Genomic DNA, 26755 nt, shown 5'->3' with positions numbered 1-26755 from the left:
ATGATGAAAAAATTATTAGCGCTAGCCCTTGTTGCGCCGTTGCTTGTGTCTTGTTCCAGTAAAAAAGGCGATAGCTATAACGAAGCCTGGGTAAAGGACACGAACGGTTTTGACATTCTGATGGGGCAGTTTGCCCACAACATCGAGAATATTTGGGGATTTAACGAAGTTCTGATCGCGGGACCGAAGGACTACGTTAAATATACCGACGCCTACCAGACTCGTAGCCACATCAACTTTGATGAGGGTACGATCACGATCGAGACCATCGCGGGAACGGAGCCTGCGGCGCGCTTACGCCAGGCGATCGTCAAAACCCTGCTGATGGGTGACGATCCCGGCTCAATCGACCTCTATTCCGACGCTGACGATATCACCATCTCCAAAGAGCCGTTCCTCTACGGACAGGTTGTTGATCAGACCGGTCAGGCAATCCGCTGGGAAGGACGCGCCACCGCCTTCGCCGACTATCTGCTGAAAACGCGTCTGAAAAGCCGCAGCAACGGCCTGAAAATCATCTACAGCGTGACCATCAATCTGGTGCCAAACCACCTCGACAAGCGTGCGCATAAGTACGTGGGCATGGTGCGTCAGGCGTCGCGCAAATACGGCGTGGATGAGTCGCTGATCCTGGCGATTATGCAGACCGAATCGTCGTTTAACCCGTACGCGGTGAGTCGTTCCGACGCGTTAGGGCTGATGCAGGTCGTCCAGCACAGCGCCGGGAAAGACGTGTTCCGTTCGCAGGGTAAATCCGGCACGCCGAGCCGCAGCTTCCTGTTCGATCCAGCCAGCAACATTGATACCGGCACCGCCTACCTGGCGATGCTGAGCAATGTCTATCTGGGTGGCATTGATAACCCAACGTCGCGTCGTTATGCGGTGATCACCGCGTACAACGGCGGCGCGGGCAGCGTACTGCGCGTGTTCTCGAACGATAAAATCCAGGCCGCGAACATCATCAACAGCATGGCGCCAGGGGATGTTTACTCGACCCTGACCACCCGCCACCCTTCCGCCGAATCTCGCCGTTATCTTTATAAGGTAAATACGGCGCAGAAGAATTATCGTCGTAGATAGTTTTTTCCCCTCACCCTAACCCTCTCCCAAAGGGAGAGGGGACGGTCTGGTGTTCTCCCTCCCCCGCTGAGGACGGTTTTTCTCCCTCTCCCTGCGGGAGAGGGCCGGGGTGAGGGCAACAGACCGCACCAGCCCAACCCCATCCATACGAAAATGTTATTTGCATCACAATCTAAACTGCAAATTAATGAGGATTGCATTTTTTTGCGGGAGGTAACAAAACATAACCTCGCCTGCTGATAGAATTGCATCAAATAACAACCCTGAATGTTCCCATAACAACATATCTCCCGCTCAATTGTGAGGAAAGTAACATGAACCTTAAGCTGCAGCTTAAAATCTTGTCGTTTCTGCAGTTCTGTCTGTGGGGGAGCTGGCTAACCACGCTCGGCTCCTACATGTTTGTGACGCTCAAGTTCGACGGTGCGTCTATCGGTGCCGTATATAGCTCGCTGGGTATTGCAGCGGTCTTTATGCCAACGCTTCTGGGGATCGTGGCGGACAAATGGATTAGCGCAAAATGGCTCTACGCGCTTTGTCACCTGGTGGGGGCAGGAACGCTGTTTATGGCAGCCGGGGTGACCACGCCGGGGGCGATGTTTATGGTGATCCTCCTGAACTCGCTGGCCTATATGCCAACGCTTGGACTAATCAACACCATCTCCTACTACCGCATTAAATCTGCGGGAATGGACATCGTGACGGACTTCCCGCCAATCCGTATCTGGGGCACCATCGGCTTTATCATGGCGATGTGGGGCGTGAGCTTCGCAGGCTTTGAGCTGAGCCACATGCAGCTCTATATCGGTGCTGGCCTGTCCGTACTGCTGGCCCTGTTCACGCTGACCCTGCCGCACATTCCGGTGTCTAATCAGCAGCAGAAACAGAGCTGGAGCTCCATGCTCGGTCTGGATGCATTCGCGCTGTTCAAAAACAAACGCATGGCGATCTTCTTTATCTTCTCCATGCTGCTGGGCGCTGAGCTGCAAATCACCAACATGTTCGGGAACACCTTCCTGCATAGCTTCGATAACAACCCGCTGTTCTCCGGGAGCTTTATCGTTGAGCACGCGTCGGTGATGATGTCGATTTCGCAGATCTCTGAAACCCTGTTCATCCTGACCATCCCGTTCTTCCTGAGCCGCTACGGCATCAAGAACGTGATGCTGATCAGTATCTTCGCGTGGATGCTGCGCTTCGGTCTGTTCGCCTACGGCGACCCAACGCCGTTCGGCACCGTGCTGCTGGTTCTGTCGATGATTGTTTACGGCTGCGCCTTCGACTTCTTCAACATCTCCGGTTCGGTGTTTGTCGAAAAAGAAGTTAAGCCTGAAATTCGCGCCAGTGCTCAGGGTATGTTCCTGATGATGACAAACGGTTTCGGCTGTATTCTCGGCGGCATCGTGAGCGGTAAAGTCGTGGAAATGTATACCACCAACGGGATCACCGACTGGCAGCCAGTGTGGCTGATCTTCGCCGGTTACTCGCTGGTGCTGTTCTTCGCCTTCATCGCCCTGTTCAAATACAAACACGTCCGTGTTCCGAATGGCGCACAGCCAACCGCACATTAAGATGTGATGCTCTTGTGCCGGGTGGCGGCTTCGCCTTACCCGGCCTAAGGCTTTTGTAGGCCCGGCAAGCGTAGCGCCGCCGGGCAACATTCCGCCAGCACAATCCCCACCGACAGCAAATCTGCACTGCCTCCCGGGCTTAAGTTTCGCGCAATCAGCGCATTATCCATCTCCGCCAGCGCCGCCCGATCCCAGCCATGAGCCACGAGATGCTGAGCGTATCGCTGCACATAGCGCAGCCCTTCCATGCCGCCGCGCGACACCAGATTACTGTCCTGATTCACCACCATTAAGCGCAACAGCAAATCATGCAGCGACTGACGATTCCACTGCGCCAGCACCTTTCTTACCGTCGCAAACCCGCTCTCCGCTTCGCCGCGCGCCCCCGTTAAACCATAATCCTGATATTGACGCTCACCGGCGGTTGCCCTGCCCAAACGACCCACCAGCTCGCGATCCACCAGCCCGCGGCACATGTTACTCACCTCACAACAGAGTGTATGTGCATTCACATTCGGCACCCGCCCGGCGGCATAACAGAGCAACCCCAGCGCAAAAATCCCGCCTTTATGTGTATTGATCCCTCCCGTTGCGGCGTACATCGCCTGCTCGCAGGCCATCCCCATCGGACGAATCAGGCGCAGTTGTTCTGAGGCCGGTTTCGCGGCATGTTCCGCGCCCAGCTCCGCAAAGCGCAAAAACCACGGCGCGATGGCCGTGATGCTGCGGACAAACAGCCCGTGATCCATATCGCGATGCGAACCACTATTGAGCTTGTCCACCAGCCCCGGCTTCGGTGTGAGCTCCAGCTCCAGCCACAGAGCCTCTTCGGCGAGCAGTGGCACATTTAAGACGCGCGGTTTAGTCGCGAGCGAACCAGTCATCGGCAATCTTCTCCACGCGGGCGACAACCTGCTCGACCGGATGCTGACGCGAGCGGGAACAGGCGTGAGCGGGTTCGTCGCAGATCAGGCAGCGGCGCATGTTCTCCCCCAGCGAACGCCGCCCGACGTGCCCGGCGCTCGGGCAAATCACGTCCATATCCCACAGCCGCCCCAGCGGGTGCGTCTGTTCAAGCTCGGCGCAGTGGGCTTTGATTTCCGGTGCCTGATGGGCCACGCACCACATGGCTTCCGGCCCCGTCGGCAGCCACAAAACCTGACGATCCAGCACCTGCCAGCGGTGTTCCCACAGCAGCTGATCGCACATCTGCAACGCCACGCCCATGGTATTGCGATAGCGCAGGCTGTCTTTGATTGCACCGGGCGTCACCAGGGTCAGGGAAATCACCGGTTGTTGATAGTGCGTAAGCCAGTCAGCCTGACGCGTCGCACGGCTCTCTTTCGCCGCCAGCATCTGCGTAAGGCTGACACCCGTTTGCACGGGTGTCGCAATGGTCATGATTATGACTCCTTAACCTGTCGGACGGTGTCGATCACGCTGCCGTCACGGTAGCGGATCACGCCGACGATTTTGTCGGTAAATTCAATAGGTTTTGGCTCCCCGGTGAGCGAAATTGCGCGCGCGTATAGGGCCTCGATATCAACAACCTTTAGCCCCGCCGCTTCCAGCCGCTCGCGGATCTCCGGGCGCGCAGGGTTGACGGCGATACCGTGATCGGTCACCAGCACGTCGATACTTTCTCCTGGGGTTAAGCGCGTGGTCACACGTTTCACCACCGTCGGGATACGGCTGCGCAGCAGCGGTGCGACGACAATCGTCAGGTTCGCGGCGGCCGCCACATCGCAGTGCCCGCCCGATGCCCCGCGCATCACCCCGTCGGAGCCGGTAATGACGTTAACGTTGAAATCGACGTCAATTTCCAGCGCGCTGAGGATCACCACGTCGAGCTGATCGCAGCTCGCCGCTTTGCTGCCGGGATTGGCGTAGACGTTGGTGGAGATCTCCACGTGATTCGGATTGCGCGCCAGCGAGGCCGCTGCCTGTCCGTCAAAGCATTGAGTATCGAGCAGTTTTTCAATCAGCCCTTTCTCGTGCAGGTCAACCAGGCTGCCGGTGATCCCGCCCAGCGCGAAGCGCGCTTTCACGCCGCTGCGCTCCATTTTTTCGCCCATAAAGCGCGTACAGGCGGTGGCCGCCGCGCCGGAGCCGGTTTGCATCGAGAAACCGTTTTTGAAATAGCCGGAGTGTTCAATCACATCTGCCGCATAGCGGGCAATCATCAGCTCGCGCGGATTACTGGTGACACGCGCCGCGCCGACGCTGATCTTCGCCGGATCGCCCACGCTCTCGACCTGCACGACATAGTCCACGCGATCCTGCACCAGGCTGGCGGGCATGTTCGGGAACGGCACCAGCTCTTCCGTGAGCAGCACCACTTTACGGGCAAAATGGGCATCGACCATCGCATAGCCCAGCGAGCCGCAGCAGGATTTCCCCTGAGTGCCGTTGGCGTTGCCAAACTCATCGCTGCACGGCACGCCGAGGAACGCGACGTCGATGTTGAGCTCGCCATCCTGCAGAAGTTTGACGCGTCCGCCGTGGGAGTGGATCTGCACTGGCTCGTCCATCAGCCCGTGAGAGATAGCATCCGCAAGTTTGCCGCGCATCCCGGAGGTGTAGATCCGGGTGATCACGCCGCTCTGGATATGTTCGATCAGCGCATCGTTGCAGGTCATCAGCGAGCTGGACGCCAGGGTCAGATTTTTAAAGCCCATTTTAGCCAGCAGCGCGACAACGTTATTTATCACCCGGTCACCTTCGCGAAAAGCATGATGAAACGAAATGGTCATCCCGTCCTGCAGGCCGCTGCGCTTCACGGCCTCTTCCAGGCTTTCACACAGCTTGCGGTGATGTTTGGCGTCGACGTCGGCCAACCACGGCGTGGCGCTGTGGGCCGTATCAAAGGGTTTCAGTTCCCGCAGATGGGGGAAATTCAGGTGGAGCAATTCTGTCTGATTCATTGTGTCATCCTTAGCGACGCACGCCGGAGGCAGCGGCGCGTTCCAGCACCCTCTGCGCGTGGTCAATAATCGGCGCATCGACCATTTTGCCGTTGAGCGACACCACGCCCAGGCCGTTGCGTTCGCCCTCTTCTGCCGCTTCGATCACTAACTTCGCCTGATCCACTTCCTGCTGAGTCGGCGCGTAGGCGTTGTGCAGCAGGTCGATTTGGCGCGGGTTGATCAGCGATTTGCCGTTGAAGCCCATTTTGCGGATCAGGTTAACTTCGCGCAGGAATCCGGCTTCGTCGTTGACGTCTGACCACACCACGTCGAAGGCGTCGATCCCGGCGGCGCGTGCCGCGTGCAGCACGGCGCAGCGAGCGTAGAACAGCTCGGTGCCGTCGCCGCGTTCGGTTTGCATATCCATCACGTAGTCAAACGCCGCCAGGGCGATGCCGATCAGGCGCGGGGAGCTGCGGGCAATCGCCACGGCGTTAATCACGCCAATCGCCGATTCAATCGCCGCCATCACGCGCGTTGAACCGACTTCGCGGCCACACTCGCGCTCAATGCGCTCCAGATGGCCTTCCAGCTCGAAGATATCTTCCGGGGTGTCGGTTTTCGGCAGACGGATCACGTCCACGCCCGCGCGCACCGCCGCTTCGAGATCCAGCAGACCAAACGGCGTGCTCAGCGGATTAATACGTACCACGGTTTCGATATCCTGATACATCGGGTGCTGCAGTGCGTGGAAGACCAGCAGGCGCGCGGTGTCTTTCTCGCGCAGGGCCACGGCGTCTTCGAGGTCAAACATGATGGAGTCAGGGCGATAGATAAACGCGGTAGAGAGCATGGCGGCGTTGGCACCCGGTAAAAACAGCATACTGCGACGGAGTTTATTCATGACATTTTGCTCCAGTAGATCTGCTGCGTTTCTGAGGCGCGGATCAGCGCACTTTGCAGGCGGGCGCGGATCACACAGTCCAGCGCCCCTTTGTCTTCAACGATAATCAGCCCCTGGCGCACGTCCATGGCGCGCAGGGTTTCGTCGACCACCTGGCGGATCTGCTCGCCAAACTGCTTAATCACTTCACTGTGGATGACAATCTCCAGCTCGCCGTGGGCGGGGGCGATTTTCACCATCAGGTCGCTGGACTCCTGCGTTCCGGCCAGCGCCTCCCTTACAATATTCATGATAAATTCCTGATAGTTATGCGACTTCCGCGCTCGCGCTGTAGTGCGCTTCGAGATGCGCGAAAGTGGACTCCGGGACAATTTCCCGAATGCGGGAAAACTGCTGTGTCTTGAGTAAACGGCGCACTTCTGACGCTGAAATAGCGTTTCCTGTCGCCTTAATGCGCGGCATTTCCACCACCTCGATTTCCGCTGCGAGGAGCTGATGCAGCGTCTGGTTGTACTGGCGGGTGATGTCGCAAAACGGCTCCGAGCCGATAAAGCGATGGGTGATCCCAAGCGCGGGGGCGATAAAGTCGCGGAAAATCAGTACGTCGATTTCGCTCCACGCCTGCTGCACCTTCCCGGTCTCTTTGAGGAAATAGGCCGGGAAGGTGGCGCGGGAGATGATGTACTGCGAGCCTTCATGCACCGAGACATTCGGCAGATGCGCCACGCCCGCGCGGACCATCTCCAGACGGTCGCAAAACGGGAAGAACGACGCATCCTCGCGCACCACGAACAGGTGCAGCCAGTCACACTGGTTCGCCGCCTGCTCCACCAGATGTCGATGCCCGAGGGTGAACGGATTGGCGTTCATCACTATTGCGCCGATTTTTTCCCCGCACTTGCGGCTACGTTGCAGCGAGCGACAGTAACGCTCGATACCCTGCGGCGTGTTTTCCAGCAGCACCGCGTTGTTGCCGCTCTGGGCAATCGGCCAGAAACCGCTGCGGGCGAAGCGCTCTTTGTTGCACGGGCGGGTGCAGAGAAAGAGGTGAAAATGGCCGCGCGCCAGCGCAGCATTTTCCACTTCGGCCAGCAGACGGGCGCTGAGATTCGCGCCCCTTAGCTTTTCATCGACCGCCACGCACTTGATGACATTGGCAGCGAGCCCTGCGCATCCCACTAACTGCGTGCCGGACCAGGCCTCCACAAACAGCGTGATGTCGTTGTCCAGCCCCAGGCCGCTGTCCGCCAGCAGATAGCGAATCTGGCTTAAGCGTTCCGGGTGTTGCGCGACAATCGTATGGCGAAAGTCGATAGGGAGTTGCGAGTGCATGCTGCCGCCTTAATCAGTGCGCTGCCGCCAGGGTTTGCGCGGGTGCTTCCATGATCACATTGCTCAGATGACCGATGTTTTCGATCTCCACCTCAATACGATCGCCCTCTTTCATAAACAGTGGCGGGTTGCGTTTCTTACCCACGCCGCCCGGCGATCCGGTGATGATCACGTCGCCTGGGCTGAGGCGGGTAAAGGTACTGATGTATTCGATCAGCTCAGCGACCTTGTGGATCATGCTGCTGGTGTTGTCTTCCTGTACCATGCGGCCGTTGAGCCAGGTGCGGATCGCCAGACTGTGCGGGTCCGGGATCTCATCGGCGGTCGCCATCCACGGGCCAAACGCCCCGGTCTGCCGCCAGTTTTTTCCGGCGGTGAACCACGTGTGCTGCCAGTCGCGGGCGGAGCCGTCCATGTAGCAGCTGTAACCGCCGACATGGCGCAGGGCGTCTTCACGACGAATGTTTTCGCCACCTTTGCCGATGATCACCGCCAGCTCGCCTTCGTAGTCAAATTCACAGGAGTGGCGCGGTTTGAGCACCGGCGAATTGTGCCCGGTCTGTGAATCCGCAAAGCGAACGAACAGCGTCGGGGCCGGGTTGTGCTGGTCAAACTCTTTGCGTTTGTCGGCGTAGTTCATGCCCACACAGAGGATTTTTTCCGGCTGCTCAATCACCGGCAAAAAGGTGATGGCGCTCATCGGAATATCTACGGCGTCGTTGAGATAACGCGTGGCGTCCGCCAGGCCGTTACCCTGCAATAGCGCTTTGAGGTCGCTGTAGCGATCGCCCAGACGGCGACCTAAATCCACCACGCCGTCGGCCTGCACGATGCCGTAGCTGCGTTTACCCTGATACAGAAAACTTGCGAGTTTCATTATTCTTTCCTGAAGACTTAGACGAGGAAGTTGCCCAGAACCAGCAGCGAGACGGAGACGTTAATCGCGCCGCCAATTCGGGTAGCAATTTGGGCGAACGGCATCAGGCTCATACGGTTGCCTGCGGTCAAAATCGCCACGTCGCCGGTACCGCCCTGCCCGCTCTGACAGCAGGAGACGATGGCGACATCAATCGGGTGCATACCAATCTTTTTACCGACGAAGAACCCGGTCGCCACCAGCGCGGAGACGGTGCTGACAATCACCAGCAGATTGCTGACGGTGAAGGCATTGACCAGTTCCTGCCATGGGGTGATCGCCACGCCAACGGCAAACAGAATCGGGTAGGTCACGGAGGTCTGGAAGAATTTGTACACCACCTGAGAACCTTCCAGCAGGCGTGGAGACGCGCCGTTGCAGAGCTTCACCAGCACCGCCACAAACAGCATGCCAACCGGAGCAGGCAGGCCAATCAGCTTGTGACCGAGCATCCCCAGCATGTAGAGCAGCACCGCCAGCAGTGCGCCGGAGGCAATGGTGGTCACGTCCGCTTTACCGGAGAAGGCCGGTTGTGACACGTTGGCGTCAGCATTAGCGCGGTTTGGCATCAGCTGGCCTTCGCCGGTCAGGTGCGGATAGCGTTTGCCCAGCTGGTTCAGGCAGCCGGAGATAATGATTGCGGTTAAGCCACCCAGCATCACCATCGGCAGAACGCGACCGAGGGCCACGCCCTGATCCATGTGCAGCAGCGTGGCATAGCCGATGGAGAGCGGAATCGCCCCTTCGCCTACCCCGCCCGCCATGATCGGCAGAATAATAAAGAAGAAGATCTGGAACGGCTCAAGACCGAGCGCCATGCCGACGCCCATCCCGACGATCATGCCGACGATTTCGCCGCACAGCATCGGGAAGAAAATGCGCAGGAAGCCCTGAATCAGCACCGTGCGGTTCATGCTCATGATGCTGCCGACAATGATGCAGCAGATGTAGAGATAGAGAATGTTGGTAGATTTGTAGAACTTGGTGGTGGACTCGACCACCACGTCCGGCAGCAGGCCGTAATAGACCATCGCCGACGGGATAAAGGTTGCGCAGATTGCCGCCGCACCGAGTTTGCCGACAATCGGCAGACGCTTGCCGAACTCACCGCAGGCAAAACCGAAGAACGCGAGCGTGGCGACCATCACCACGATGTCGCTTGGCAGCTTACCGCCCAGGCAATCAATGGCGATCAACGCACCGGCTAACACAAACAGCGGCAAAGGAATGATCCCGACTTTCCAGGTATCCATAATGTGCCACCAGCGCTCTTTAAGCGACGGCCGCTGAATATCAATCGGGTCGTGGGTAACAGAGAAAGAATCGTCAGTAGTGCTCATAATTAAGCCTCTTGGTTATTTGTCCGTTAAGCGTAGAGTCGCAAAGGCTTACTTAATGTGAGGAAAGGCATATTAAAACCGAAGTTTTAATGGCCTCTATGGTTTTAATGGTTTCTTTTATTTAATGTGATTAACGCCGTATTTATTGCCGTGGTTTTTATGGTTTCTTTTCCAGATTGTACAAACAAATAACATTGTTAAATTAGCATTAGGACCCGCCTGAATTTTCTATTTTTGTTTTGCGATCAGCGCTGTGGAAATGATCACAAGTTTCAGGCAAAGCCCGTGGTTAGCGGGAAAAAGATGATATATTGGCACTCCCTGCTGATACCGTGCGTGATAGTCATGAAAGTGTCGTTTCAGATTAAGCTCTTTATTTCGCTGGTCGTCTTTTTCTCAGTGCTCTTTGCATTACTGGGTGGATATTATTATGTCGACGTCGGCAGGCAGCTTTATCAGGAGATGAGCACGCGCGCCAAAATACAGGCGGAGGAGATTGCGATTATTCCCACCTTGCGCAAAGAGGTGGAAAAAAAGGATATCAAAGCCATTCGTGAATTTATGTTCAAAATAGCGGTGCGCAGCGATGCCAGCTTTATTGTCATTGGTGACAATAAAGGTCTGCACCTGTTCCATTCTGCGTTTGCAGATCGTATCGGTAAAACGCTGGTCGGCGGGGATAACGAGGAGGTGCTGCACGGGAAAAGCACCACCACCATCCGCAAGGGGGGGTTGGGGATTTCGTTGCGCAGCAAAGCGCCGATTTTCAACGATGCGGGAGAAGTGGTAGGGATTGTCTCTGTCGGATATCTCACCAGCTATCTCGACACCATTACCGTCAGTAAAGTGGTGAACATTTTGATTGCCGCGGTGCTGCTGCTGATCGCCTTGTTTGTCTTCTCGTGGTTTTTCACCCGCAGTATCAAAAAGCAGATCTTCTCCCTCGAACCGCGCGAGATTGGCTTACTGGTACGACAGCAAAAAGCGATGATGGAGTCGATCTACGAAGGGGTGATCGCTATCGATGATAATTACCGGATCGAAGTGATCAACCAGGCGGCGCGTAATTTACTTGGTTTGCCGCAACCCGCACGGGAACTGCGCGGGCAGCTGATTAGCCAGGTCATCGCTCCGGTGCCGTTTTTCGCGCCGCAGACCATGCTGGCGAAAGATACGCACGATGAGATCTGCCGTTTTAACGATCTGACGGTGATCGGAAGCCGCGTGCGGATCATGCTCGAGGACTCCCTGCAAGGCTGGGTGATCACCTTCCGCGATCGCAACGAGATCGACTCTCTGAGCGCCCAACTCAGCCAGGTCAAACGCTACGTCGATAACCTGCGCATCATGCGCCACGAGCAGTTGAATCGTATGACGACGCTGTCGGGATTGCTGCATATGGGGCGCTACGAAGAGGCAATTGGCTTTATTCAGGCACAATCGGAGCACGCCCAGGAGCTGCTGGACTTTATCTCCTCGCGCTTTAGCTCGCCGACGCTGTGCGGCCTGCTGCTGGGGAAAGCGGCCCGAGCGCGCGAGAAAGGCGTTGAACTGAACTTCGATCCCGCCTGTCGGATGGACAAACCTTTTGCTCCCCTGCTCGAAGCGGAACTGATTTCCATCATTGGGAATTTACTGGATAACGCCATCGAAGCCACCCAGCGCGCACCGCATCCCCATGAACCGGTGGAAGTGCTGATTAAGCTCAACGATCGGGAACTGATCATTGAAGTGGCAGATCATGGCGTCGGCATTAAGCCCGAGATCCGCGAGCGGATCTTTGAGCGCGGCATCACCACCAAAACGCGTGGCGATCATGGTATCGGCCTGTACCTGATCGAAAGCTATGTCACCCAGGCTGGCGGCTCCGTTGAGGTTGCCGATAACTCGCCTCGGGGCGCTATTTTCTCGCTGTTTATTCCCGCCACGGGAACTCCGCCGCGCCCCGTTCAGGAACTGGAAGAGACTGACTATGCAACATGAACATATCGACGTATTGATCGTTGAAGATGAGAACGAACTGGCACAACTTCACGCGGAACTGATTAGCAAACATCCGCGCCTGCGGCTGGTGGGGATCGCCTCTTCTCTCGCAGAGGCTCAGACCCTGCTTTCCAGCCTGCAACCGCAGCTGGTTTTGCTCGATAACTATTTGCCGGACGGCAAAGGCATCACCCTGATCAGCAACCCGTTGCTGGTGCATGCCAACTGCTCGGTGATTTTTATCACCGCCGCCAGCGACATGGACACCTGTAGCCTGGCGATCCGCAACGGCGCATTCGACTACATTCTGAAACCTGTTTCCTGGAAACGGCTCAGCCAGTCGCTGGAGCGCTTCGTGCAGTTCGCCGAGCAGCAGCGGGTATGGAAGATTGTCGATCAGCAGAACGTTGATTCCCTGTATCAGCTGCAGGCGAAAAACTATCGGCTGGACAGCGGGAGCAAAGGGATCGAAGAGAACACGCTGGCGCGGGTGCAAAGCCTGTTCAACGACAAAGCGACGCACTGTTTTTCCGTGGATGAGGTGGTGAACGAAACTGGGTTGAGCAAAACCACGACCCGGCGCTATCTGGAACACTGCGTGGATGCGGGGTTTTTAAGTGTGGAGATGCTGTACGGGAAGATTGGGCATCCGCGGCGGATGTATCGGCGGAGTGCGGAGTAAAAAAGCCGGGTGGCGGCTGCGCCTTACCCGGCCTACGGTCATGGTCCCCTCTCCTTTTGGAGAGGGTTAGGTTGAGGGGAAAACTACCTCAAAACATACCCATACAACCGCTTAATCCCGTCCGCATCTTTCTCGCTGTACACGCCCTGCAACTCAGGCGAGAAGCCCGGCAGCAGATTCACGCCCTCTTCCAGCGCCAGGAAATAGCGCTGCACCGCGCCGCCCCAGACTTCTCCCGGCACCACGCACAGCACGCCCGGTGGATATGGCAGCGCGCCTTCGGCTGCAATGCGCCCTTCGGCTTCGCTGATACGCACCAGCTCCACGTCACCGCGAATATAGGCCTGATTCGCATCCTGCGGATTCATCACCACCGCAGGCAAACTCGCTTTGCGGAACATCGCTTTTTGCAGATCTTTCACGTTAAAGCTGACGTACAGATCGTGCATCTCCTGGCACAGGTCGCGAATCGTATAGTCGCGATAGCGCACCGGGTACTTATTGAAGATGGTTGGCAGCACCTCGGCGAGCGGCGTGTCGTCTTCGATGTGCTGCTCAAACTGCCCCAGCATCGCCACCAGCTGTGCCATTTTCTCGGCGCTTTCTGCGGGCGTCAGCAGGAACAGAATGGAGTTCAGATCGCACTTCTCCGGCACGATGCCGTTTTCACGCAGGTAGTGGGCGAGGATGGTGGCCGGGATACCGAAATCCGTGTAATCGCCCGTTTCCGCGTCAATGCCCGGCGTGGTCAGCAGCAGCTTGCAGGGATCGACAAAATACTGCTCGTCAGCGTAACCCTCAAAGCCATGCCACTTCGCGCCCGGCTCAAAGCTGAAGAAACGACGCTCGCTGGCAATCGCATGCGTCGGGTGATCCTGCCACGGCCGCCCCGCCACCACCGGCGGAATGAAGGGTTTGATCATCTTGCAGTTGGCGATGATCGCTTTGCGCGCCTCAATACCGAGCTCGACGCACTCCGCCCACAGCCTGCGCCCGCTCTCCCCTTCATGGATTTTGGCGTTGATATCCAGCGCGGCGAATAACGGATAAAACGGACTGGTGGAGGCGTGGAGCATGAAGGCATTATTCAGACGCTTGTGCGGGCAGAACCGCGCCTGACCGCGAATGTGGTTATCCTTTTTATGGATTTGCGACGTTTGCGAGAATCCGGCCTGCTGCTTATGCACCGATTGGGTCACAAAAATTCCCGGATCGTTCTCGTTGAGTTCCAGTAACAGCGGCGAGCTATCGGCCATCATCGGGATAAACTGCTCGTAACCGACCCACGCGGAGTCAAACAGGATGTAGTCGCACAGGTGGCCAATCTTGTCGATCACCTGACGGGCGTTGTAGATCGTGCCGTCGTAAGTGCCGAGCTGGATCACCGCAAGGCGGAACGGTCGAGCATCAGCGGCTTTTTCCGGCGCCACTTCGCGGATCATCTCGCGCAGATATGCATCGTCAAAACAGTGTTCGTCGATACCGCCGATAAAACCAAACGGATTACGCGCGGCTTCCAGATACACCGGCGTGGCCCCCGCCTGAATCAGCGCCCCGTGGTGGTTGGATTTGTGGTTATTGCGGTCAAACAGCACCAGATCGCCGCGCGTCAGCAGTGCGTTGGTCACGACCTTGTTGGCCGCGGACGTTCCGTTAAGCACAAAGTAGGTCTTATCCGCATTGAATACTTTTGCCGCGAACTTTTGCGCATCTTTAGCGGACCCCTCGTGGATCAGCAGATCCCCGAGTTTGACGTCTGCGTTACACATGTCAGCACGAAAAACGTTTTCGCCAAAAAAGTCGAAGAACTGACGCCCCGCCGGATGCTTTTTGAAGAAGGCTCCGTGCTGATGGCCAGGGCAGGCAAAAGTACTGTTGTTCATCGCCACATACTGGCTCAGGGTGTCAAAAAAAGGTGGCAGTAAGTTCTCTTCATAGCGACAGGCTGCCGCTTCCAGTTCCAGGAACTCTTGCGCTTTACCGCTGATGACTGCCATGACGCCTTCTGGCGCAACATCTGTCTCCTGCGAGAAGATAAACACCGGAAGCTGGAACCCTGTGCGTTTCAGCAACGCGAGAATGCCGCTGCGGCTCTCGGCCAGGGTAATGACGACTGCCGCCACATCCGTAAAATCGGTACTGTCCAGCGCCACCACTTCACGGTGCGTGGACAGAGTGGAAATCAGCTCATGGCTGACGGCAATTTTTAGTGATTTCATAGGCGTAGAGACCCGTTTCAAGGGGAGAAGAGATCCAGACAGGAGGAGAAAATTCGCGCAATAATGTCACCTTTTATTTTGAGGTGCAAGACAGAGACTTTATGCATTTCAGGCAGCGAAAGCTACCCGTTCTCCGCCTTCCTCATGTAATAATAATGCAATATCAATGATTAAATAGCGGGAGTGTATTTTGGTTATTGGACCCTTTATTAATGCCGGTGCCGTACTACTCGGTGGCGTGCTCGGCGCGGTGTTAAGCCAGAGATTACCTGAACGTATTCGCACTTCCATGCCCTCGATCTTTGGGCTGGCGTCACTCGGCATCGGCATTTTGCTGGTCATCAAATGTGCCAACCTGCCAGTGATGGTGCTTGCCACCCTGCTCGGCGCACTGATCGGTGAGTTTTGTTACCTGGAGAAAGGGATTAACGGCGCAGTCAGTAAGGCCAAAAACCTTATCTCTCGCCCAGGAAAAGCCGCAAGCGGAACGCATGAGACCTTTATTCAGAACTATGTGGCCATCATCATTCTGTTTTGCGCCAGCGGGACGGGGATATTTGGCTCGATGCAGGAAGGGATGACCGGCGACCCCAGCATTCTGATTGCTAAGGCGTTTCTCGATTTCTTCACCGCCACCATCTTCGCCACCACGCTAGGCATTGCCGTCGCGGCGATTTGCGTGCCGATGCTAATGATTCAGCTGGCGCTCGCCACCTGCGCCACGCTGATATTGCCGCTCACCACACCGGCGATGATGGCAGACTTCACCGCCGTGGGCGGCCTGCTGCTGCTGGCAACAGGACTTCGAATCTGCGGAATTAAGATGTTTGCGGTGGTGAATATGCTGCCCGCACTGGTACTCGCGATGCCGCTCTCAGCCCTGTGGACGCACTTTTTCGCCTAAGTTGTCATCAAAGTGGTGAGAGAGTGTGCACTCCGTTGCGAAATCGACAAATTTCGTTGACGCCGGATGCCCAATCGGGTTTAATGCGCCCCGTTGCCCGGATAGCTCAGTCGGTAGAGCAGGGGATTGAAAATCCCCGTGTCCTTGGTTCGATTCCGAGTCCGGGCACCACTTTCACTTCTTTAGTGGTCTTCAGAACTCCTCCAAACTCCTGTATAATCACACACATATCCCGTTTTATCTCTCATCGAGCTCCACGGAACTCCATACAGTTCTTTCCCAATCCAGACTCTGTTGGGGGCCATTGTGGGGGCTCATCGTGTTCAACGTGATTCAGGGGCCCCCAGATGGCACTGACAGCCCGGCAGGTAGAGACTGCCAGACCCAGAGAGAAAGAATATAAGCTCGCCGACGAACGCGGGCTATTTTTGTTGGTTAAACCCAATGGCGGTCGTTACTGGCGAATGAAATACCGCGTCGCCGGTAAAGAGAAAAAATTATCCATCGGTGTTTATCCGGATATCAGTCTTGCCGAAGCGAGACTCAAGCGTGACGATGCACGTAAAGTGCTGGCGGAAGGCGGTGACCCGAGCGAGAAAAAACAGCTCGAAAAACTCACCAAAAAGCTGACCGTCGAAAATACGTTTAAAGCACTTGCACTGGAATGGCATCACCATAAGCTCGCCTCGTGGTCAGAAAGTTACGCTGAAAGCGTTCTGGAAGCGCTGGAGAAGGATATCTTCCCGCATGTGGGTAAACGCCCTGTCGCGGAAATCCTGCCGCTGGAGATGCTTGAAGTACTGCGTATGATTGAAAGGCGCGGTGCGCTGGAGAAAATGCGTAAGGTGCGTCAGTATTGTAACCAGATTTTTCGTTACGCTATCGCCACCGGCCGCGCCACCATAAACCCCGCAGCAGAACTTACCGGCACACTTACCCCACCTAAGACAGAACACTTCCCTCACCTCTCCGTCAGCGAGCTCCCGGAGTTCCTCGACAAGCTTGCGGCTTACCACGGCAGCCCCATCACTCGAATGGCAACGAGCCTGTTGTTGCTTACAGGTGTGCGTACGATTGAATTACGGGCTGCTGAATGGTCGGAGTTTGATTTTGATAATGCGTTATGGTCGATACCGGAAGCACGGATGAAAATGCGCCGCAAACATCTGGTGCCGCTATCGGATCAGGTCGTGGCGATCCTGCGTGAGCTACAGAGCCTCACCGGGCAGTACCGGCTGGTGTTTCCGGGTCGCTGCGATATCAACAAGCCCATGAGTGAAGCCAGTATCAATATGGTGCTCAAACGTATCGGCTACGACAAACGGGCAACCGGCCACGGGTTCCGTCATACGCTGAGTACCATTCTGCATGAAAACAGCTTCAATACCGCGTGGATTGAAATGCAACTTGCTCACGTCGACAAGAACAGCATCCGTGGTACCTATAATCACGCGCTTTATCTGGACGATCGCCGGGTGATGATGCAATGGTATGCGGATTTTATTGATAAACAGAATGCAGCCAGGACCACTGTAGTGTAAATCATGCTTATTTTTCGCTCACAGATGTAACGTAGAGTTGCATCTGTTTTTATTTTTTTACATCAAAACCGAATAGATTAACCATTGATACTCAAAATAGTAAAAGGAAACTATTATGCCTGATAGTAACTCATCATCATTCAAACTCGACTCATCATGGTTTAATCGTTATGCAAAAATTAATTACTCCGTAGATGAATGGTATATAGCCATTTCACGCAGAGCAAGAGCCTGTAGAATTTTCGATAACTATTTCAGAATCAAAGGGAGCGAAACCCCCTTCCCTTTGCTCGGTTATGCAGGAAACAGTAAATACCATAAATGTGAACTCATTCGTACTCTTGGCAAACAGCCGTCTGACAGAGAGTATATGGCTCACATTCTATTGCAGCCTTATTATCAACAAGGATTAATTACCGTCGATATCGCAAATAAACTTCGATATAAATATAGCCGTTCAGATGAGGATATTAGAAATTTAGTAAGAATAATAACAAGAGCAATATCTAAGCGCGAAAATATAGATAACAACAATACAGAATCTGCTGAAAAAATACTTGAGCTACACGAGATAAATAACGTTAATTTCGACATCATATCCTCAGACTTAACCTTGAAAATATTTAATCCTGAACCTTACATAGAAGAATTAAAACTTAGATGTAGTGACAACTATACGCTTATCGATATAGAAGAAAAAATCAAATCAGGAAAAATATTAACCATCCTCTCCAGTGATGATTTTTATCCTGACATTACAGACATCATTAACATCAAAATGCCTTTATCACAACGTGAGGAAAAATCATTTATAAACCTTACATTCCCAGTAAGCGACTTCTCTATATTTAACATGTTCTCTAGATACACTGGCGATTCAGATAAACTCATTCAGGAGGTATCTAAATATTTGAGCGAAGGAAGTGAATGTTTAGTAAAAAGATTGCGGGAAGAATTTATTACGGATGATAGTCTCAATGATAATGCATCCCCAACCAGTTTGCTTATCGAAGATTTGAAAACATTTGGATGGAATAAAACAATTGACAGTAATGGTGCATTATCGTTAAGCCGAGCAGTATGCTCCATTGATTTAACCATTCCAGAAGAAGAGATCCTTTATAATTTTCGCTTGTGGCTTAATCAGTATACGCAACCCACTCACACAGACACGGAGAATAATACTCTTCGTTCAAAAGATGATAGTGATTTAAAAAACAAAAAATTAACAGAAGAAAGAATAGAAAGAAAAACGACAACCAGGAGTAAAAACATAGAAAGGCTAGAGATGGAAATAAAAAAATTAAATAAAAAACACACTGACATAGTAAATACCATCCTCAACTTTGAAAAAAGGTACTTACTTTGTTTTCTTGACTTCACCATCCTCTCTCTTCTGAATGAGAATCTATCTTATAATGATATAAATAACAATCATATTCACAATCAAGTAATCGATAAAGACCAAAAAAAGATGTATTTTAACCTTGTCCGAAAAGCGATGGATAAAACGTTCATTAAGGAATTGCAATTAGAAATTAACTCTGACAAACATGCTCAATACCGAGACCTGAATATTGAACGCCACTAATATGGGTCTTGCATCAAATTTTTTCGTGATGGTAACTTATGTTCAGAAACCAAAACAATGGAGTAATCACGCTGGCTCCTGGTTTTAAAGGGCGATCGTCACTACCGGACAACCCTGCCGCCATGTTTTACGGCGGCTCGCGTCTTGGTTAAATCACGCATAGCTTTATGAGTCAGGTCAGGTATCCAGACAGGGGGGAATTCACCAGCACGTAGCAATCTGATAAAGGAAACAGCATTCCGATGATCATTACTGATCCTTTATGTCGTCGATTCTAGAATTCAGGAAGGAACGATAACCTACATGCCACATTCATTACTGTAAATTGATGCTATAAGCCAAAACAACAGGTACTTGCTTCATAGCAGGAAAGAACCTTGTCGTATATTCCCGGCAATTTCTGGAATAACCGACGAACTAACTGAGGTTAGTGATTAATCGTACTAGTATTAAACGCCACCAGGACGCCAGGGATAATCAACTGCCAGCGTCTCCTTATGCACAACAAACCAGACATAGGCTGCAATATTTGTCGAATGAATGATGACCTCCTCTGGAATATCTCATCAGTGCTAACAGCTAGTATATAAAGTCATATCATCAGCTGCGATCATGGCTGGAAATGTGGAGCGCTACAGTAAGCGTTATCAAAAAGAGCAGACTGAACAGAATCGAGCCAAAACGTGATTTCCATCTTTCTCCCCAACTACATATGCAAGTGTTTTAAGTCAATTAAAAAAGTCAATCATTTTTTTTGCCATTTAATTTTTCCGTGATCTGATCGCCTTGTTGGTCTGAGAATGCGCGTGTAATTAATACAAATATACGCGAGCTTTTACCATGACAAAACCTAAAAACAGCAGCACGGAATCGGTAAAGATCGATCGTCTGCTAACCATGAAAGAATTTGCCCAGTTAACGGGCATGAGTCTTTCATGGCACTACGAGCAGAAGAAGCAGGGTAAACTCCCGGCCGCTATCTGCCTTGGTCGCGCCCGCCGCTACCGCGAAAGCGATGTGCTGGCCTGGATCCAGCAGCACTCTGACGCTAAGGAGGCTTAATCATGGGTCGCCTTAAATTCAGCCCACAGCTGGTAACAACCACTCAAGGCCGCGAACATCAGACTCCCCTGCCGGTCGCATTCGTACCGGAAGTTGATGTCCATACTGTCGCTGGTGAGCCGCTGATGGTGGAACCACGCCAGTATAACCGCAAAAACTCACTTGAACATCTGGCCGAAAACCAACAGATTTGTGCAGAGCAGGTGCTCTTGGCGCTTTATCAGCTCATTGATAACCAAAATGATGATGGACAAGATCCCGCCAGCCAATACGCATTTTATAGTGAACGCCAGCAACGTAGTGGGCAAATGCTCAAAATCCTTTTGGAACTACGTATCCCATCTAAACGTTTTCCACTTGATTTCGCCCAAAACTATATCCATCAACTTGAAAATTTCGCATTTCAGTTAGGTGAATTGTGTCAGCATAATAGCGATATTCACCCGGTACTCATTGAAATTATTGACAATGAATACAATCAGCTGATACAGCACAAGTATGAGATCATTCAACTGATCCAGTCATGCCCGGAGCACCAGAAAGAGGAGTTGGCAGGCCCTACACGCTTTTGCCCACCACAACCACGTCCTGATGCAGTGTACGTACCACCGACGCAACAGGGGCCAGCTAACCCGGCACATAGCAACAATGACATTCGCAAACACGCTAGTACAACGGGTTCTGGGGAGCCAGCCTCACATATACCAGTGGTACCCGTCGGTGTTAGCCAGGCTAATGCGCATCAGCGCGATGATGATTCATCGTTTTTTTTGGCGAAATCATCAGCTAAAACTGAACAGCTACCGGCTACGGCTACGGCTACGGCTACGGCTACGGCTACACACGACAGTGTAGCGACAAAACTGGCGCGGAGCACAAACGTATCAGCCATCCACGAACAATTCACTACTCAATGCGTTGCCAGACTTTTAGGCAACGCAGCTACGGTCGATTCTGCTGGCCCTGAAGAGTCGCAGATACAAACCGTTAAACGGTGCCACTTGCCTGCGGGCGCAGTGACTCACTCTTTTGCCACCATCAGCATCAATCATGCCGAAAGTGCCATACAACAAAAATGTGCAGCGACCGTACCCGCTACGCCGATAGCACCGGCTCACGCAGGTATTGCCAAACGCGTATCAATCGAGGCTCCCCGCCTCTGGTCGCAGCCAGTACGTCAGCGTAAAACATCTGCTTGTTCCAGTGTCCGCACTGGCCCCGAATTAGCTAGCTACTTTTCAGAGCGTAATCAATTTATTACACCAGCGCTGGCCCCAACTACGCTCACGGCCCGGTGTAACGTTCCGCCGTAATTTTTAGCGGAACACTTCCTGTCACAACCATCCTTATCGTCAATACCTTTAAAAATGGTGTTGAAGGGAGCGTTGTGCCCAAAATCCAGTGCGGTGACAGCTCATACCTGCCCGTACAAAAATAAAGGAGCACAATATGTGCGCGATGAAAACCAATGGACATATTAAGTATCCAGGCCGGATAGCCTGCGGAGATTATCCTGTGGACGATTTGCCCGAAGAGCTTTACCAGGTTGCAATAGAAATACAAAAGCTGACGCAGGCGCCATTTGAGATGATTGTGTCATGCATACTGTCTGTTTTGTCTCTCGCAGCTCAGGGAGCCTATGATGTAAAAGCGTTTGAAAGTCAGGGAACTATCCCTCTTTCACTGTTCATCATAACGCTGGCTTTATCTGGCGAACGTAAGACAACGGTTGAAAAGCTGCTCATGCGGGTATTTCGCGAGTATGACAGCAAGGCGGCTGAACAGTATCAGCTGGATTTACAAAACTACCAGATTCTGTCAGACATCTGGAAGACAGAAAAAAAAGCACTGGAATCAGCACTTAAAGCGGCAGTCAAAGGGGGGAAAGAGCCGCAGGAATTCAGAGACCGCCTGGAAGCTCATGGGCACAAAAAACCGAATGAGCCAGTAAAACGACAGCTCATTTACGACAACACGACCGAAAGGGCGCTGCTTGAAGGGCTTCGTGGCAGCGGTGCATCAGCCGGGTTGATGTCTGATGAAGGTGGCAATTTGCTGAAAAGTAACATTTTTAGCAATCTTCCAACGATAAACAAGTTCTGGAGCGGAGGGGAAGCTCCCGTTAACCGCATGAAAGACTGTTTTATCGTCAAGAATGCGCGACTCACTATGCACATGATGGTTCAGCCAGATTTGTTTTTATCGTCTGAAAAGCTTACAGAGCATTTTTTCCGGGAGTCCGGTGCTGGGGCGCGTTTCCTGCTGTCGTACCCAGTAAGCACCATGGGAGAGCGTTATGAATCATCTTATAGCCTGACACTTGCTGAATGCACAGAACTTCAAAAACTTGAAGTAAAACTTCAGGCATGGTTAGAAGAAAGTCTGAACTGCAATGGTGAACGTCAGGTACTCGTGGTGGGTGATATGCACTATCTCACAGGATTGCATAACCTTGTCGAAAGAGAACTTAACTACGGCCACACACTGTATGATTTTAGCGATGTGGGCTCTAAGATCATCGAAAATACGGTACGTATTGCCGGGACCTTACACTTACTTACCCGCAAAGATAACTCGCTCATTATCCCACGGGAGTGTATTGATTCCGCTCACGCGCTTTGTGGCTGGTACGTCAACCAGTTTATGAGCATTTTCTCTGAAAATGCCAGAGACGAGCATGATGAAGCTCTGGTAATGGACTGGCTGGATAAGTACCACACTGACCCGCGCTGGCAGGCCGGTTTTCCTGTCAGTGACGTAGCAAACTTTGGGCCGAGCGCGTTGCGTAACAAGGACAAAAGAATACACCGGGCCCTGGAGAATATCGTGGCGAAAAGTAACGGAACATTCATGTTTGTTGAAGCACCACGTAAGACACCAGGTCGACCAGGTGTGAAATATTTTGTTTCCAATAGCCAATTTAACGACTATTGGAAAAGGTCCTGAATAAGCACAACTCCCGACCATTATGGTCGGGTTTTCTGATTTAGTTTTTTCATCACACGGGGGAAAGCCGCTTATTCCGCTTAGCTTAAGCGGAATAAGCGGCCTTTTTGCTTCACTTCTGAAAAATTTCGCTTCATTGCATTGGATTTAATTCGGAACAAAATGAATATGTCAACAAAATCCACGCAAAATACTGTTTCAGCATCAACATGGTTTTCACGTCATCTGCGGGATCCTGACGCCGATGACCTCACCCCTTCAGCCTTGTGCAAACTGGCGGGTTGTAACCGTCCGCTGTACCGCATTTCCGAAAACGCAGCGTGGCGACTTTGCCAGAAGCATTATGACAGTCGGTTGCTGAAGCAGCAAAAAAAGTTGCAACCACCTGATACCCTGCATTGCAAATTCTGCGGCAAGGTCATCACCAGCCCGCGTAACTCCACCTATTGTGGTCGCAATTGCGCGAATGCCGACCGTCGCGTGATCGACGATGCACACACCGTTAAAGTGTTGAGCCATTCCTGGTGGCGAAATATTGAAACGCTGTTTCGGCACAACCCCTTCGGCCTTGACTCTGCCCCCTCCCCGCTGACCGATATTCCGGGGTTGTGGAAACTTTATGCCCTGAAAGCAGCCTGCCAGCAAAGTTTTAATGTCATCGAAGGTGAATGGCTTATCGATCCGGACACACATCAGCCGGTGGAAAAGCTGACAGCATCCATCAGACTGGAATTATGCCATCGCAGCCCAAACGCTCGCGGAGGCGCAAACACCCCACATAATATTGTTATTGCCCCCGGATTCACCAACCGCCCCCTGCAGAGCCGTCAGCCACCACAAAATGCAAATGCCCGGTTCAATGGTATTCAGGCCGGAACTGGCGGTCAGCCCATGACGCAAAGTTTGATTACAGAGTTGAAAACTCGCTACGGTGAGGACGATGTCCGTGCAATGATGCAAAAAATCAAACCTTCGTTCGCCGGGAAGCTGAAAGCCTACCCACACCGCAAGCCCGGCTATGCCACGCTGTACAGTATCCTGGTGCTTGAATGCAAACGGCTTGGTTTTACCTGTCTTGGTAGCCAGTTAGATAAACTCTACCGGCTTAGTGCCGACGCGTTGGGGTTACACCTTGAGTTACTGGCTTCAGCGTTCTTCATTGCTCTACAAACCCAGGATGCCGACGGGCTGATAGAAACGACAGAGCAACTTGACCTCAATGCCAGTTGTCGGATGACCGAAAAACCGGCAGACCTGAACATGCTCAACAGAAACCTGCGTCTTCCTTTACTGGTCTACGAAGGTTCACCGATGCATACTTTGCTCTGTACTGCCAATGCCGTGCTACGAAGGTACCTGAAAGTCGATATCTTCGAATCTGTTCAGACGCACTTTTTGAAACTGTATAACTCTGCGTTTTACCAGCCACCCGTGCTGGCTTACAGTCCACTGGAACTGGTACCGCTCAGCAGCCCACATCATAAGGAACACCCGGAGCATGACCAGTGGGCGAAAAGGGTCCACCGCAAGGGACGGACAACAAAATGGCAAAATCAGCGTCTGCATCAGGCCATCAGCGATGAAGTTAAAAAGACCCAGACCCGGCGCTCATAAACAGCAATGGTCCCGATCAAAGCCAGTTCACCAGCAAGATGACTATTTTGCCAAACCATCGGCAGACTTGCTGGCGGGTGTGGCGTCATTCCGGATATTCGCCTAATGGTATATACCTTCACTCACGCCACCATTCTCCCCCATCCGCTACCCGAGCGTCGTTGCGCGTATGCGCCCCATTGCATCCACGTGACCTGCTGGCGTGCGCACGGCACGTCATCAGGGCTCGTCTATGCTCACTGGCTACACAGCACATCGTCAGCTCGCAGTCACTCATAACCGTAGCCTTCACACGCTCATCCCTATCACCGCTGACTGGTTAGCGCGTAATCTCGCCGGTCGCACGCTATAACTAACGCACTCAAGCCTTCCCCTGCACGCACACCCACTTGCAACCCGTCTGTACTCGTGCGCTTACCCGACCGTAGCTGCATTTCTATACAGTACTCGTTACACCTTTCTTACCAGCGTGTATAAGCTGCTTATTATCCTTACAGCTCACCGACTGGTTATTGTTCACATTTCGAACATCTACATACGTACCCTCTTCTGTCTAACCGTAAAATTATTCAGTGAAAGTTCGCGGTAGTTTATTTTTCATTCAAAACTAAACGGTAGTTTCTTGCTGCAATCTATTCACTCTCATTCTATTACAATTACGCCCGCAGGTTGATGCTCTCCACTACTGCTCGCCTACTGCTGCTTAATACGTAATCTTCGTGGTTCTTTTTAGCTCTGTCTACACGGTGTAAGCTGCTGTCCTTGTTATTGCAACCGATATTCTGATTACCTGTATTTATTGCTCTAACCATCCTTATTAGCGTAAGTATTCTGACTTTTGCTTTTATAGTTCGCGCAAGATATGACTGGTAAGTCCCCTCACCTACAATTGATTATCAGCAGATTAAATCAGGGGTATTTATCGCTATTTAATCGTGTTTAGTAGGCTATTTATTTCACTGGTGCGTCATGACTCCACGGGTATTGGTGAATGCTCGTTATTCGTAGTAACGATGTACTCTGCGATTAAAAACATACTCACTCCCTATATTTACCATACATTACCCCTCCCAAAATAATGAGCAACGCACTTAAAACAGTGGTTCTCACCCATGCTAGAAAATCATTAACATTAGCGCTCACTGCTCCTTTTTTTAATTGAGCAGAATACCATTTAAAAAATCCGTACAAATATCTGTATAAAGGAATATTGAGATCTCTACCGGTCTGATAGCAGTCATCACCGCAGAAATTCAAACCCATTGTCCGAAAAACCGCCAGCGCAGCATCGCGCTCTCCTGACCACAGAAAATAGTGTGACAATGCATATTTTTTATCATCTGAAGTAATATCCGTACGCAACAGGTCGATCAGCGCCTTAGAGTCAGCTTGTGATAGATGGTGGCTGAGAGTGCGAGTATAATAATACTTATCACTGATAATGGCGTTATCAGGATATTTTTTTAGCGCAGCGTCTAAATCGGGCTTCGTTTTTGATTTATTGTAAATAAGTATACCGTAGATGTCTTCTGCCTGCGTCTCACTGGTGGGTGTATAGTACGAGCGGTCAAACGTTTTTCTGTAAAAGACTGCCCCCAGGTGAGCTATTTCCCCCTCATTATTCATTGCTGTCGTCTCCCAGTAATTAAAATGCCCGCCACTATTTTTCCATGCGAAGAAACCATGGCCTGGCGCATAAACAATATATGGCTCAATGCCGTGCAGTCTTGCGGCATCCATCAATAAATATGTGTTTGTGTCGCAGTCAGAGCGATTTATAGCATAGTTATTCGAAACCTCAACGCTTGGGGTATAGTAAAAGTGAGCGGCAATCACGTGGCTCGCACATTTTACGAAACCCGTCTGCCCGGCATCCGTTCCGTCAGATCGGCATTTCTGATTCACCGCATTAAGGTACTGATTCACTTTGTTAATGGCTTTGCTGGCGGTTATTTCGTCAGTAATACCTTGTTTTAAATCCTTCATTATCAACCGATGAGTCAGTAGCGTCATATCAACCCTCGTATCAGTTTTTCTACCTTGCTCATCCCGGTATCGTTGATAGAAATCTCGCTGATAGCCCTCCCATTTGTTCGACGATGAAAAAGCAGTCTGGCATCCGTATAATAAAAGAAAAACCCCCGTAGATAATAATATTATATCG

General features: G+C 52.4%; 21 protein-coding genes, 1 tRNA gene and 1 pseudogene. 12 read left to right on the top strand and 11 right to left on the bottom strand.

The annotated features are described in order from the left end of the window. Positions 1-3 precede the first annotated feature (3 nt). On the top strand, positions 4-1080 hold the full coding sequence (mltC, locus tag QQF33_RS10770; RefSeq protein ID WP_285143822.1) for a membrane-bound lytic murein transglycosylase MltC: 1077 nt from the start codon (positions 4-6) through the stop codon (positions 1078-1080). Positions 1081-1394: 314 nt separating this feature from the next. Further along, positions 1395-2651, top strand: coding sequence for a nucleoside permease (locus QQF33_RS10765; RefSeq protein ID WP_285157791.1), 1257 nt, complete (start codon positions 1395-1397; stop codon positions 2649-2651). Positions 2652-2695: 44 nt separating this feature from the next. Here the strand turns inward: QQF33_RS10765 and citG are convergent, their stop codons facing one another. From citG to QQF33_RS10725, 8 genes are read right to left on the bottom strand one after another with little or no spacing between them, the layout of a single operon-like run. Then, positions 2696-3535 (bottom strand): triphosphoribosyl-dephospho-CoA synthase CitG, encoded by an 840-nt coding sequence (gene citG / locus QQF33_RS10760; protein ID WP_285157790.1) that lies wholly within the window; start codon positions 3533-3535, stop codon positions 2696-2698. Further along, positions 3513-4052, bottom strand: coding sequence for a citrate lyase holo-[acyl-carrier protein] synthase (gene citX / locus QQF33_RS10755; RefSeq protein ID WP_285157789.1), 540 nt, complete (start codon positions 4050-4052; stop codon positions 3513-3515). The genes citG and citX overlap by 23 nt, the downstream gene beginning before the upstream one ends. Positions 4053-4054: 2 nt before the next feature. Beyond that, the gene (gene citF, locus QQF33_RS10750; RefSeq protein WP_285148355.1) at positions 4055-5575 is read right to left on the bottom strand and encodes a citrate lyase subunit alpha; all 1521 of its coding nucleotides are present in this window, start codon (positions 5573-5575) and stop codon (positions 4055-4057) included. 10 nt (positions 5576-5585) lie between these two features. Next, positions 5586-6461 carry a citrate (pro-3S)-lyase subunit beta gene (citE, locus tag QQF33_RS10745; RefSeq protein WP_285148354.1) on the bottom strand — a complete coding sequence of 292 codons (876 nt, stop codon included), beginning with the start codon at positions 6459-6461 and terminating at the stop codon, positions 5586-5588. Next, positions 6458-6751 carry a citrate lyase acyl carrier protein gene (gene citD, locus QQF33_RS10740; RefSeq protein ID WP_285148352.1) on the bottom strand — a complete coding sequence of 98 codons (294 nt, stop codon included), beginning with the start codon at positions 6749-6751 and terminating at the stop codon, positions 6458-6460. Before citD ends, citE begins: the two co-directional genes overlap by 4 nt. Positions 6752-6767: 16 nt before the next feature. Next, positions 6768-7793, bottom strand: a complete 1026-nt coding sequence (gene citC, locus QQF33_RS10735) for a [citrate (pro-3S)-lyase] ligase (protein ID WP_285143828.1) — start codon at positions 7791-7793, stop codon at positions 6768-6770. Between the two features lie 13 nt (positions 7794-7806). Beyond that, positions 7807-8670, bottom strand: a complete 864-nt coding sequence (locus QQF33_RS10730) for a fumarylacetoacetate hydrolase family protein (RefSeq protein ID WP_282494378.1) — start codon at positions 8668-8670, stop codon at positions 7807-7809. A gap of 17 nt (positions 8671-8687) precedes the next feature. Next, positions 8688-10049 carry a 2-hydroxycarboxylate transporter family protein gene (locus QQF33_RS10725; RefSeq protein WP_282494377.1) on the bottom strand — a complete coding sequence of 454 codons (1362 nt, stop codon included), beginning with the start codon at positions 10047-10049 and terminating at the stop codon, positions 8688-8690. 345 nt (positions 10050-10394) lie between these two features. On the opposite strand from QQF33_RS10725, the gene QQF33_RS10720 reads away from it, so the two are divergent. Together QQF33_RS10720 and QQF33_RS10715 are read left to right on the top strand one after the other, a co-directional pair. Continuing rightward, positions 10395-12032, top strand: a complete 1638-nt coding sequence (locus QQF33_RS10720; protein ID WP_285148393.1) for an ATP-binding protein — start codon at positions 10395-10397, stop codon at positions 12030-12032. Beyond that, positions 12022-12714: a response regulator gene (locus QQF33_RS10715; RefSeq protein ID WP_285148351.1), complete on the top strand. Its 693-nt coding sequence runs from the start codon at positions 12022-12024 to the stop codon at positions 12712-12714. Before QQF33_RS10720 ends, QQF33_RS10715 begins: the two co-directional genes overlap by 11 nt. Positions 12715-12797: 83 nt before the next feature. On the opposite strand, the gene QQF33_RS10710 is transcribed toward QQF33_RS10715, so the two are convergent. After that, a complete protein-coding gene (locus QQF33_RS10710; protein ID WP_285148349.1) occupies positions 12798-14933 on the bottom strand; it encodes an ornithine decarboxylase in 2136 nt (711 codons plus the stop codon). Positions 14934-15123: 190 nt separating this feature from the next. On the opposite strand from QQF33_RS10710, the gene QQF33_RS10705 reads away from it, so the two are divergent. The 4 genes from QQF33_RS10705 to QQF33_RS10690 all read left to right on the top strand — a co-directional run bounded on the left by QQF33_RS10705 (position 15124) and on the right by QQF33_RS10690 (position 18969). Continuing rightward, a complete protein-coding gene (locus QQF33_RS10705; RefSeq protein WP_282494373.1) occupies positions 15124-15837 on the top strand; it encodes a DUF554 domain-containing protein in 714 nt (237 codons plus the stop codon). Positions 15838-15932: 95 nt separating this feature from the next. After that, a tRNA-Phe gene (locus QQF33_RS10700) sits at positions 15933-16008 on the top strand. A gap of 176 nt (positions 16009-16184) precedes the next feature. Continuing rightward, positions 16185-17378, top strand: coding sequence for a tyrosine-type recombinase/integrase (locus QQF33_RS10695; protein WP_285157788.1), 1194 nt, complete (start codon positions 16185-16187; stop codon positions 17376-17378). A 115-nt stretch (positions 17379-17493) separates the two neighbouring features. Next, the gene (locus QQF33_RS10690; RefSeq protein WP_285157787.1) at positions 17494-18969 is read left to right on the top strand and encodes a hypothetical protein; all 1476 of its coding nucleotides are present in this window, start codon (positions 17494-17496) and stop codon (positions 18967-18969) included. A gap of 104 nt (positions 18970-19073) precedes the next feature. Here the strand turns inward: QQF33_RS10690 and QQF33_RS10685 are convergent. Then, positions 19074-19511 (bottom strand): annotated as a pseudogene (locus tag QQF33_RS10685) (IS110 family transposase); the annotation flags it as partial. 298 nt (positions 19512-19809) lie between these two features. Between QQF33_RS10685 and QQF33_RS10680 the strand changes: the two are divergent. The 4 genes from QQF33_RS10680 (at position 19810) to QQF33_RS10665 (ending at position 24591) form a co-directional block, all read left to right on the top strand. After that, complete coding sequence (locus tag QQF33_RS10680; protein WP_285157786.1) at positions 19810-20031, top strand: helix-turn-helix transcriptional regulator; 222 nt, start codon at positions 19810-19812, stop codon at positions 20029-20031. Between the two features lie 2 nt (positions 20032-20033). After that, complete coding sequence (locus QQF33_RS10675) at positions 20034-21344, top strand: hypothetical protein (RefSeq protein ID WP_285157785.1); 1311 nt, start codon at positions 20034-20036, stop codon at positions 21342-21344. Positions 21345-21480: 136 nt separating this feature from the next. Beyond that, positions 21481-22977 carry a YfjI family protein gene (locus QQF33_RS10670; protein WP_285157784.1) on the top strand — a complete coding sequence of 499 codons (1497 nt, stop codon included), beginning with the start codon at positions 21481-21483 and terminating at the stop codon, positions 22975-22977. Between the two features lie 162 nt (positions 22978-23139). Further along, positions 23140-24591: a hypothetical protein gene (locus QQF33_RS10665; RefSeq protein WP_285150314.1), complete on the top strand. Its 1452-nt coding sequence runs from the start codon at positions 23140-23142 to the stop codon at positions 24589-24591. Between the two features lie 1038 nt (positions 24592-25629). Here QQF33_RS10665 and QQF33_RS10660 read toward each other — a convergent pair. Next, on the bottom strand, positions 25630-26604 hold the full coding sequence (locus tag QQF33_RS10660) for a hypothetical protein (protein WP_285157783.1): 975 nt from the start codon (positions 26602-26604) through the stop codon (positions 25630-25632). Between the last annotated feature and the right edge of the window lie 151 nt (positions 26605-26755).

Origin of the sequence: Lelliottia wanjuensis (assembly GCF_030238365.1) — a bacterium.
In the GTDB taxonomy this organism is placed as follows: Bacteria; Pseudomonadota; Gammaproteobacteria; order Enterobacterales; family Enterobacteriaceae; genus Enterobacter; species Enterobacter wanjuensis.
Note: the sequence above shows the minus strand (reverse complement) of the source record. Positions and strands in the feature narration are given on the sequence as shown.